Consider the following 8,991-nt stretch of genomic DNA (forward strand, 5'->3'; position numbering starts at 1 on the left):
TCTTCTACGGTCCTGAGGAGCTTAAACGTGGCTCTATTATCGATGCGATGACCTGGCAGTTTGGCAGGGTGGCAACGATCTTTGACCTGCCAACGTTTGGTGAATCACCGGTAAAAGCCGATAAGCCGATCGCAGTGATACTCCCGGCAACGGTTCGTAAGGAATGGGCCAACCCCGCCCGTAACCCTGACCCGAAGTATATCGCTGCTGCTGCGCGAGAGCTGAGTAAACATTTCTACGTTGTAAGCCTGGCCGATCTGGAAGCCGGGGAAGAATGGCTGGTGGGCGAAACGCCTGAAGCCGATCTGTACCTGCACGCTGGCGAACTCTCATTAACTCAAATGCTGGCGCTGGTGGAGCATGCCGCGGTGGTTGTCTCGGGCGTTGGCTGGGCACTGCCGGCGGCCATTTGCTACCAAACACCCGTATTCATCATTCAGGGTGGCTGCGGTGCACACAATGCGCCACACATTGTTACCGATCCCGGCATGGATTTATCCCGTGTGGGTTGGGCGCAACCGGACGAATACTGCATGTGCGCCAGCATGGTTCACGACTGCAGCAAGCATATTTCCGGATTTAACCAAAAATTCAAAGGCTGGCTAAATGAAATCGTTCAATGATGAATTAGCGGCTGGCCTGGTCTGGCTGCCCGAGTTAGGCATGGGCCGTTATCCGGTGCCAGCATCACGACCGTACAACCCTGATTACTTCGCACGCTATCAGGCGATGGCCGATACGCCGATGGGCGTACAACTTACCGCCGCACGTATTCAGCTTGTTGCGCGTCACTATCAAGGGCCGGTGCTCGATGTCGGGATCGGCTCAGGGCAGTTCGTAAGCAGCTACCCCGGCGCGCTGGGGTTCGATGTTAATCCCGCGGGTGTGGCCTGGCTGCATGAGCGCAACGCCTTTGCCGATCTGTATGCGAATCGCTGGCGGGCGCTCACGATGTGGGATGTGCTGGAGCATATCGACGATCCGGCTCGTGCAGTAGAGCAGGCCACGGAGTTTGTTTTCGTCTCCCTTCCCATCTTTGAAGGCGCTGAGCATATTCTTGCGTCACGCCACTACCGCAAAGACGAGCATATCTGGTACTGGACGCACGACGGGATTGTACGGTGGTTCGCGGAACAAGGGTTCCGGATGGTGGAGCACAATCGCTGCGAGAGCATGCTGGGCCGGGACGGTATCGGCAGCTATGCATTCAGGAGGACGTAGCCATGCCACCCAGAACGCCTAAAGCCTGCTGCAAAAACACCACCATCGACCGCAGCGGCTTTTGTGACGAGCACAAAGGAGACGGCTGGAAGCAATACAAGCCAGGTCAGACACGACACCAGCGCGGTTACGGTACCGGGTGGGACAAGGCACGGCTTCGCATTCTGAAAAGAGATAAGGGGTTGTGCCAGAACTGCTTACGCCGCGGGGCGATAACAGAGGCGGCCGCCGTTGACCACATCGTCGCTAAAGCGAACGGTGGCAGCGACAGCGACGACAACCTCGAAAGCCTGTGCATCCCCTGTCACCGCGTGAAGACGGCGCGAGAGAGGCTGACAGGCAGCCGGGGGGGAGGGTAAATCTCTGGCACCTTTGCCCTTCCGGACTGCCCGCCCCGTTGAATTTTTACACGCCAAAAATAAGAAACTTTTTTCCGGAAGGTTTCGCCTATTGAACTGGAGGTTTTAATGGGTGGTATTGTTCGATCTTCCGGTGCTGGCCGTAAGCGAAATTTATCCACAGGGCAAACCAGCAAACTGACCAGAATTGCGCCTCCCCCTGAGTTGATGGGGGATGTGGCGATCCGGCTATGGAAAACACAGAGCAAAATTTTAATTGAGCGGGGTGTGTTCGGGGTCGAGGATGCGCCGCTCCTTCTCGCGTACTGCAATGCGTTTCATCTGATGATTGAAGCAGAAAAAGTTATCGCAAAGGAGGGGCTGACCGTCTCCGGTGAGATGGGTGGGGAGAAGAAACACCCCGCTATTAACGTCAGAAATGACGCTGTTTCTCAGGTTGCCCGCCTGGGTTCGCTTCTCGGACTTGACCCACTGAGCCGACTACGCATGACCAGCGGTAAGAATGACCCGGACGATGCAGGGAATGAATTCGATGAGTTTGATTGATGGCTACATATCCGAACGTCAATGCGGCGAACCAGTATGCGCGGGACGTCGTGAACGGGAAGATTCTGGCATGTCGGTTAACCATTCTTTCCTGTCAGCGTCACCTGGATGATCTCGAACGCGCGAAGGATCCGAACTGGCCCTATCGTTTCGATAAGAATAAGGCTGAACGTTTTTTACGTTTTTCTCAGAAGATGCCCCACACCTCCGGGGAGTGGGCGCGGCGGAAGCTCAGGATAGCGTTTGAGCCCTGGCAAAAATTCTCCCTGGGCGTTCCGTTTGGCTGGGTACGCAAAGACACCGGTTTTCGCCGCTTTACTGAAATTTACATCGAAGTACCGCGTAAAAACGGTAAATCCGCGATAGCGGCGGCGATCGGCAATTATATGTTTTGCGCCGATGGCGAGTATGCCGCGGAAGTCTACTGCGGCGCCACGACGGAGAAGCAGGCGTGGAAGGTGTTTGCGCCGGCGCTGGCGATGGTGAAAAAGCTTCCGTCTTTGCGACAGAAGTTCAGTATTAAGCCCTGGGCTAAACGGATGACCCGCCCGGATGGTTCCGTATTTGCACCTGTCATCGGTGACCCGGGGGATGGTGACTCACCGTCCTGCGCAATTATAGATGAGTATCATGAGCATGATACCGATGCGCTCTATACCACGATGACAACGGGTATGGGCGCGCGTGAGCAGCCTGTAACGCTTATCATAACCACCGCAGGGTATGACATTTCGTCTCCCTGTTACGAGAAGCGTGCTCAGGTGGTTGAAATACTGGAGCGCATCAGGGAAGGAGGCGAGAACGAGGCCATATTTTGCATCATCTATACCCTTGATGATGACGACGACTGGACAAAGCCGGAAGCGCTGATAAAAGCCAACCCAAACTACGGTGTGTCGATAAAGAAAAGCTTCCTCAGGGCTAAGCAGTTGCTGGCCATGTCCACACCCGGCCAGACCAACAAGATCCTCACCAAACACTTTAACAAGTGGGTCAGTTCGAAAGCCGCCTTCTACAACCTGCAGAAGTGGATGGCAGCAGCAGATAAAACGCTGAAGCTGTCAGATTTTGCCGGGGAGGAGTGCTACCTGGGGATTGACCTGGCATCCAAGCTGGACCTCAACGCCGTTGCGCCGATCTTCAGGCGAGAAATTAACGGACTTAGCCATTTTTACTGTGTCGGCCCGATGTTCTGGGTGCCCGAGGATACGGTGTATTCCACCGACCCGGCGCTGAAAACAACGGCAGAACGTTATCAGTCATTCGTCAATCAGGGGGTTCTGGTGCCCACCGACGGTGCAGAGGTGGATTACCGCATCATTTTTGAGTCCATCCTCCAACTGCGTGAATCGGTGAAGATAGCGACATGCCCGATTGACCCCTACGGGGCGACCAGCATTTCCCACATGCTGCTGGATGAAGGCCTGGAGCCCATAACCATCACCCAGAACTACACCAATATGAGCGATCCGATGCGTGAAATCGAAGCGGCAATTGCGGCCGGGCGTTTTCATCATGACGGTAATCCGCTGATGAACTGGTGTGTTTCTAACGTGGTCGGGAAGTACCTTCCGGGCAGCGATGATGTCGTTCGCCCGGTGAAAGAAGGGGGTGGCAACAAGATAGATGGGGCGGTGAGCATGATGATGGGTGTTGGCCGCGCGATGCTGAATGAACCGAAAGACTTCCTTTCTAATCTGGATCCTGATGAGGACCTGTTAATCCTGTGAAATCACTCATTATCGATGTTGCCGGGCTGGCAGGCTTTGGCGCGCTGGTGGCCGGTATTTATCTGAGGTATGGCACCGCCGTTGCGCTGATGTCCGGCGGCTCAGGGCTGCTGGTCTGGGCCTTATTCGCGGCATGGAGGACAAAACATGTTTCTTGATGCCCTTTTCAGAAGTCATTCGCTGGAAAATCCAGCCGTACCGTTAACTGCTGAGGCCGCTGACAGTGACGGTATTTTTCAAAGTGACGTGCTGGTTAACCCCAGAACAGCGATGAAGCTGGCAGCGGTTTACGCCTGTATTTACGTCATCTCTTCCAGTGTGGCGCAAATGCCCCTGCATGTTATGCGGAGTGAAGGGAAAAAGGTGGCGGCCGCCCGTGACCATCCCGTTTTCTACCTGGTGCATGATGAGCCTAATGAGTGGCAGACCAGCTATAAATGGCGCGAGCTTAAACAGCGGCATGTGCTCGGCTGGGGGAATGGCTACACGCGGGTTATTCGTAGCCGTCGGGGAGAGGTTACCCGGCTGGATGCCTGCATGCCCTGGGAAACGACCCTGCTGAATACCGGCGGGCGCTACACCTACGGCATGTACAACGAAGAGGGCTCTTTTGCTATCAGCCCTGACGACATGATCCATATCCGGGCACTGGGGCATAACCAGAAGATGGGGCTAAGCCCAATTATGCAGCATGCCGAAACAATAGGCATGGGTATGAGCGGCCAGAAATACACCGCCAGTTTCTTCAATGGGAACGCCCGGCCTGCCGGGATTATCTCTGTCAAAAATGAACTTAACGACAACAGCTGGGAGAGACTGAAAAAGCAATGGCAAAAAGCCACTGCGGCACTCCGGCAGCAGGAAAATAAAACCATGCTGCTGCCTGCGCAGCTCGATTACCAGGCCCTGACGGTTTCACCGGTCGATGCGCAGATCATCGACATGATGAAGCTGAACCGCTCAATGATAGCGGGCATCTTCAACGTTCCGGCCCACATGATTAACGATCTGGATAAAGCCACCTTCTCCAATATCTCTGAGCAGGCCATTCAGTTCGTGCGCTACACCATGATGCCGTGGGTGACGAACTGGGAGCAGGAGCTTAATCGCCGATTGTTTACCCGGGCAGAGCGGCAGGCGGGTTATTACGTCCGTTTTAATCTCGCCGGCCTGCTGCGTGGCACCGGGAAAGAGCGCGCCGAGTTCTATCATTTTGCTATCACTGACGGCTGGATGAGTCGTAACGAAGCCCGCGCCTTTGAAGATATGAACCCGGTAGACGGTCTTGATGAAATGCTGGTTAGCGTCAATGCGGCCAATCCGGCAAAAGACTTTTCTGACAACAAAACCAAAAAGGATAAAACCGATGAGTGATCGCGAGATGCGGTGCTACAGCGGTGAAGTGCGGGCCGAGATGCTGAGCGACCAGCCGACGAGAATCATCGGTTATGGCTCGGTGTTTAACTCCCGGTCTGAACCGCTATGGGGGTTCCGCGAGATTATCAAGCCAGGCGCGTTTGATGATGTGCTGGGCGACGATGTGCGCGGCCTGTTCAACCATGATCCTAACTTTATCCTCGGACGTAGCACCTCGGGAACGCTTGCGCTGAGTGTTGACGAGCGAGGGTTGCAATACAACATTATCGCGCCGGACACACAAACTATTCGCGATCTGGTTATTGCGCCGATGGTGCGCGGCGATATTACCCAATCCTCGTTTGCGTTCCAGGTCGCCCGGGACGGAGAGGGCTGGTACGAAGATGAGGAGGGCATTGTTATCCGGGAAATTTCCCGGTTCTCTCGCCTCTACGACGTAAGTCCGGTGACATATCCGGCTTATCAGGAGGCTGATTCCGGTGTCCGATCCATGAAAGCCTGGCAGGAAGCGCGAGACAGCGGCGCGCTAAAGAGCGCCATTAACCAACGAATGGCGCGTGAGCGCCTGCTGACCCTTCTTAATGCGTAAGGAAAAACGATGAAACTGCACGAACTGAAGCAAAAACGTAACACTATCGCGACCGACATGCGCGCGCTGAATGAAAAGATTGGCGATAACGCCTGGACTGATGAACAGCGCACTGAATGGAATAAGGCTAAATCTGAGCTGGAAGGGCTGGATGAGCGTATAGCCCGCGAAGAAGAGTTGCGCGATATGGATCAGAAATACATCGATGATAAAAGCGATGAACAGCGCGACAATCTGGATAAGGATAACGGTAAAAAACCGGACGAACAGCGTGGACAGATTTTTGATAAATGGATGCGCCACGGCGCGGCTGAACTGAGTTCGGAAGAGCGCAAGGCGTTGCGTGAACTGCGTGCTCAGGGCGTGGCGCCGGATGAAAAAGGCGGTTACACCGTGCCAGAGACTTTCCTGGCAAAAGTCGTTGAGCAGATGAAAGCTTATGGCGGCATTGCTGGTGTAGCGCAAATCCTGACAACATCTGACGGTCGCACGATGGAATGGGCCACTGCGGATGGTACGAATGAAGTGGGTGTGCTCCTGGGCGAGAACGAAGAGGCTGGCGAAGAAGATACCGAGTTTGGGATGGACAGCCTTGGTGCGCTGAAAATGACCTCTAAAATCATTCGCGTATCTAACGAACTGCTACAGGACAGCGCGATCGACTTGGAAGCCTATCTTGCCCGCCGTATCGCGGAGCGCATCGGGCGCGGTGAAGCGCGCTATCTTATTCAGGGCACCGGCGCGGGTACGCCGAAGCAGCCGAAAGGCCTGGCCGTATCTGTGACCGGGACCACCCAGACAGCCGCTGCAACGGCGGTGAAATGGCAGGAGATTCTGGCGCTCAAACACAGCATTGATCCAGCTTACCGCCGCGGACCAAAGTTCCGGCTGGCCTTTAACGATAATACCCTGAAACTTATCAGCGAAATGGAAGACGGGCAGGGGCGCCCGCTCTGGTTGCCGGATATCGTTGGCGTGGCGCCAGCCTCTGTGCTGAATGTTCCGTATGTTATCGACCAGGAAATCGACGATATCGGTGCGGGCAAAAAATTCATGTTCTGCGGGGATTTTGACCGTTTCATTATCCGCCGCGTGAAATACATGATCCTGAAACGCCTGGTGGAACGTTACGCCGAGTTCGATCAGACCGGCTTCCTGGCTTTCCACCGCTTTGACTGCATTCTTGAAGATACCTCTGCAATCAAGGCGCTGGTGGGCAAGGGCAGCGCCAGCAGCTGACAGCCAGACCAGCAAATAACACTCATGCCGCGCCAGCGGTTTTTTTGTGCCCGTCATCCGGCGGGCACCGGAGGATTTATGTTGCTGACGCCTGAAGAAATCAAAGGACAGCTCCGGCTGGATGCCGATTTTACCGATGAAGATGCGTTGCTGGATTTGCTGGCCAGGGCAGTACAAACCCGGACAGAAACGTTTCTGAACCGAAAATTATACGCACCTGATGCAGGCATCCCTGACACCGACCCGGATGGGCTCAATCTGCCCGACGATATCAGGTTAGGTATGATGCTGCTGGTTACTCATTTCTATGAGAACCGTTCTACGTCATCGGAAGTGGAGATGGCTGAATTGCCAATGAGCTTTAACTGGCTTGTTGGCCCTTATCGGTATATCCCGCTATGAAACTCAGGCAGAGCCAGACCAGTGCGACCTATCTGCTGCCTGACCCCGGCGAACTGGATCAGCGCATCACCATCCGCCGCAGGGTAGATCAGCCCAGTGATGATTTTGGCGTCGAGCCGTCTTATCCGGAGTCGTTTGATACCTGGGCAAAGGTGGCGCAAACCAGCGCAACGGCGTATCAGGGTTCGGTGCAGACGGAAAACACAGTAACGCATTATTTCACGATCCGTTGGCGAAGAAAGATTACTGCCGATCACGAGGTTTTCTGTGACGGGCAGATATACCGCATTCGTCGCGTGCGTGACCTGAACAGCAAGCGCCGCTATCTGTTGCTCGAATGTGAGGAGCTTGGTACGGATCGAGGGGCCAGTTATGCAGAACAAAGCGTTTTTACACGTTGATTTTGAACAGCCGAAAGAGCTGGTTTTCAATCGCGCCCGTATGCGCCGTGCGTTTGTCACCCTTGGTCAGGTACATATGCGGGATGCCCGCCGGCTGGTCATGCGTCGCGGGCGCTCTGCTCCGGGAGAAAACCCGGCTTACCGCACGGGCAAGCTGGCCCGCTCAATTGGCTATTACGTGCCCCGCGCGTCAAAGCGCCGTGCAGGGTTGATGGTGACGATTGCACCTAACCAGAAAAACGGGGAAGGGAACCGCCATATCAACGGGGCGTTTTACCCTGCGTTTCTGTTCTACGGTGTGCGTCGTGGGGCTAAGCGTAAAAAAGGCCATCATCGCGGTGCGTCCGGCGGCAGTGGCTGGAAAATCGCTCCGCGTAATAACTACATGGCCGGGGTGCTGGAGCGTCGTCGCAGCTGGACCCGATATGTGCTGTCGCGTGAGCTGCGCAAGTCCCTGCGTCCACAGAGAAGGAAAAAGAAATGAAACTGACGCCGATTGTGGCCGCACTGCGCGCCCGATGCCTGCGCTTTGAAAATCGGGTGGGTGGTGCCGCGCAGTTTAAGGCGATACCAGATGCCGGAAAACTGAAGCTTCCCGCCGCCTATGTGGTACCGGCGGAGGATCAAACAGGGGAACAATGCTCCCAGACTGACTACTGGCAAGACCTGACAGAGGGGTTTTCCGTTATCGTGGTGCTGAGTAATGAGCGCGACGAAAAGGGGCAGTGGGCATCCTTTGATGCTGTCCACGATGTTCGGGCCGAAGTGTGGAAGGCGTTGCTCGGGTGGGAACCGGATCCAAATGCCCACGAGATTGTTTATGCCGGCGGTATGCTGCTGGATATGACCCGGTGCGAGCTTTATTACCAGTTTGATTTTACTGTGAAGTACGAAATTACAGAGGAAGACACGCGGCAGCAGGACGATCTTAACGCCCTGGACGACCTGAAAACGCTCAGTATCGATGTTGATTTTATCGACCCGGGAGACGGGCCAGACGGGCGTATTGAGCATCACACCGAATTAACCTTTCCCTGAAACCTGCCTGGAAAAATAAATGTTTGTGAAACCCGTTAAGGGGCGGTCCGTTCCGGATCCTGCCCACGGCGACCTTTTGCCCGCTGCCG

At 55.1% G+C, this 8,991-nt stretch carries 13 protein-coding genes and 1 pseudogene; all 14 read left to right on the plus strand.

Annotated elements, in window-relative coordinates; all coding sequences use genetic code 11:
- The coding region (locus VGM55_RS11730; protein ID WP_331635538.1) for a hypothetical protein at positions 1-623 on the plus strand (623 nt) is incomplete at its 5' end.
- A complete protein-coding gene (locus VGM55_RS11735) occupies positions 607-1,221 on the plus strand; it encodes a methyltransferase domain-containing protein (protein ID WP_331635539.1) in 615 nt (204 codons plus the stop codon). The genes VGM55_RS11730 and VGM55_RS11735, both read left to right, overlap by 17 nt.
- A 2-nt stretch (positions 1,222-1,223) precedes the next feature.
- On the plus strand, positions 1,224-1,580 hold the full coding sequence (locus VGM55_RS11740) for an HNH endonuclease (protein WP_331635540.1): 357 nt from the start codon (positions 1,224-1,226) through the stop codon (positions 1,578-1,580).
- 108 nt (positions 1,581-1,688) lie between these two features.
- The gene (locus tag VGM55_RS11745) at positions 1,689-2,126 is read left to right on the plus strand and encodes a phage terminase small subunit P27 family (RefSeq protein WP_331635541.1); all 438 of its coding nucleotides are present in this window, start codon (positions 1,689-1,691) and stop codon (positions 2,124-2,126) included.
- Positions 2,126-3,856, plus strand: a complete 1,731-nt coding sequence (locus VGM55_RS11750; RefSeq protein WP_331635542.1) for a terminase large subunit — start codon at positions 2,126-2,128, stop codon at positions 3,854-3,856. Before VGM55_RS11745 ends, VGM55_RS11750 begins: the two co-directional genes overlap by 1 nt.
- Positions 3,853-4,014, plus strand: coding sequence for a hypothetical protein (locus VGM55_RS11755; RefSeq protein WP_331635543.1), 162 nt, complete (start codon positions 3,853-3,855; stop codon positions 4,012-4,014). Before VGM55_RS11750 ends, VGM55_RS11755 begins: the two co-directional genes overlap by 4 nt.
- Entirely contained in the window at positions 4,004-5,230 is a 1,227-nt protein-coding gene (locus tag VGM55_RS11760) for a phage portal protein (protein ID WP_331635544.1), read from the plus strand. The genes VGM55_RS11755 and VGM55_RS11760 overlap by 11 nt, the downstream gene beginning before the upstream one ends.
- Complete coding sequence (locus VGM55_RS11765) at positions 5,223-5,822, plus strand: HK97 family phage prohead protease (RefSeq protein WP_331635545.1); 600 nt, start codon at positions 5,223-5,225, stop codon at positions 5,820-5,822. The genes VGM55_RS11760 and VGM55_RS11765 overlap by 8 nt, the downstream gene beginning before the upstream one ends.
- 9 nt (positions 5,823-5,831) lie before the next feature.
- Positions 5,832-7,061 (plus strand): phage major capsid protein, encoded by a 1,230-nt coding sequence (locus tag VGM55_RS11770; RefSeq protein WP_331635546.1) that lies wholly within the window; start codon positions 5,832-5,834, stop codon positions 7,059-7,061.
- 78 nt (positions 7,062-7,139) lie between these two features.
- Positions 7,140-7,463: a head-tail connector protein gene (locus tag VGM55_RS11775; RefSeq protein WP_331635547.1), complete on the plus strand. Its 324-nt coding sequence runs from the start codon at positions 7,140-7,142 to the stop codon at positions 7,461-7,463.
- Positions 7,460-7,864, plus strand: coding sequence for a phage head closure protein (locus tag VGM55_RS11780; protein ID WP_331635548.1), 405 nt, complete (start codon positions 7,460-7,462; stop codon positions 7,862-7,864). Before VGM55_RS11775 ends, VGM55_RS11780 begins: the two co-directional genes overlap by 4 nt.
- Positions 7,836-8,348 (plus strand): hypothetical protein, encoded by a 513-nt coding sequence (locus VGM55_RS11785; protein WP_331635549.1) that lies wholly within the window; start codon positions 7,836-7,838, stop codon positions 8,346-8,348. The genes VGM55_RS11780 and VGM55_RS11785 overlap by 29 nt, the downstream gene beginning before the upstream one ends.
- Positions 8,345-8,902 carry a phage tail terminator protein gene (locus VGM55_RS11790; protein WP_331635550.1) on the plus strand — a complete coding sequence of 186 codons (558 nt, stop codon included), beginning with the start codon at positions 8,345-8,347 and terminating at the stop codon, positions 8,900-8,902. Before VGM55_RS11785 ends, VGM55_RS11790 begins: the two co-directional genes overlap by 4 nt.
- 19 nt (positions 8,903-8,921) lie before the next feature.
- Positions 8,922-8,991, plus strand: a pseudogene (locus VGM55_RS11795) (DUF2635 domain-containing protein); the annotation flags it as partial.

Origin of the sequence: Cedecea sp., assembly GCF_036500665.1 — a bacterium.
Lineage (GTDB): Bacteria > Pseudomonadota > Gammaproteobacteria > Enterobacterales > Enterobacteriaceae > Cedecea.

Coding starts and splice junctions, on each gene's coding strand:
- VGM55_RS11735 (WP_331635539.1), top strand. CDS start 607: ATGAAATCGTTCAATGATGAATTAGCGGCTGGCCTGGTCTGGCTGCCC.
- VGM55_RS11740 (WP_331635540.1), top strand. CDS start 1,224: ATGCCACCCAGAACGCCTAAAGCCTGCTGCAAAAACACCACCATCGAC.
- VGM55_RS11745 (WP_331635541.1), top strand. CDS start 1,689: ATGGGTGGTATTGTTCGATCTTCCGGTGCTGGCCGTAAGCGAAATTTA.
- VGM55_RS11750 (WP_331635542.1), top strand. CDS start 2,126: ATGGCTACATATCCGAACGTCAATGCGGCGAACCAGTATGCGCGGGAC.
- VGM55_RS11760 (WP_331635544.1), top strand. CDS start 4,004: ATGTTTCTTGATGCCCTTTTCAGAAGTCATTCGCTGGAAAATCCAGCC.
- VGM55_RS11765 (WP_331635545.1), top strand. CDS start 5,223: ATGAGTGATCGCGAGATGCGGTGCTACAGCGGTGAAGTGCGGGCCGAG.
- VGM55_RS11770 (WP_331635546.1), top strand. CDS start 5,832: ATGAAACTGCACGAACTGAAGCAAAAACGTAACACTATCGCGACCGAC.
- VGM55_RS11775 (WP_331635547.1), top strand. CDS start 7,140: ATGTTGCTGACGCCTGAAGAAATCAAAGGACAGCTCCGGCTGGATGCC.
- VGM55_RS11780 (WP_331635548.1), top strand. CDS start 7,460: ATGAAACTCAGGCAGAGCCAGACCAGTGCGACCTATCTGCTGCCTGAC.
- VGM55_RS11785 (WP_331635549.1), top strand. CDS start 7,836: ATGCAGAACAAAGCGTTTTTACACGTTGATTTTGAACAGCCGAAAGAG.
- VGM55_RS11790 (WP_331635550.1), top strand. CDS start 8,345: ATGAAACTGACGCCGATTGTGGCCGCACTGCGCGCCCGATGCCTGCGC.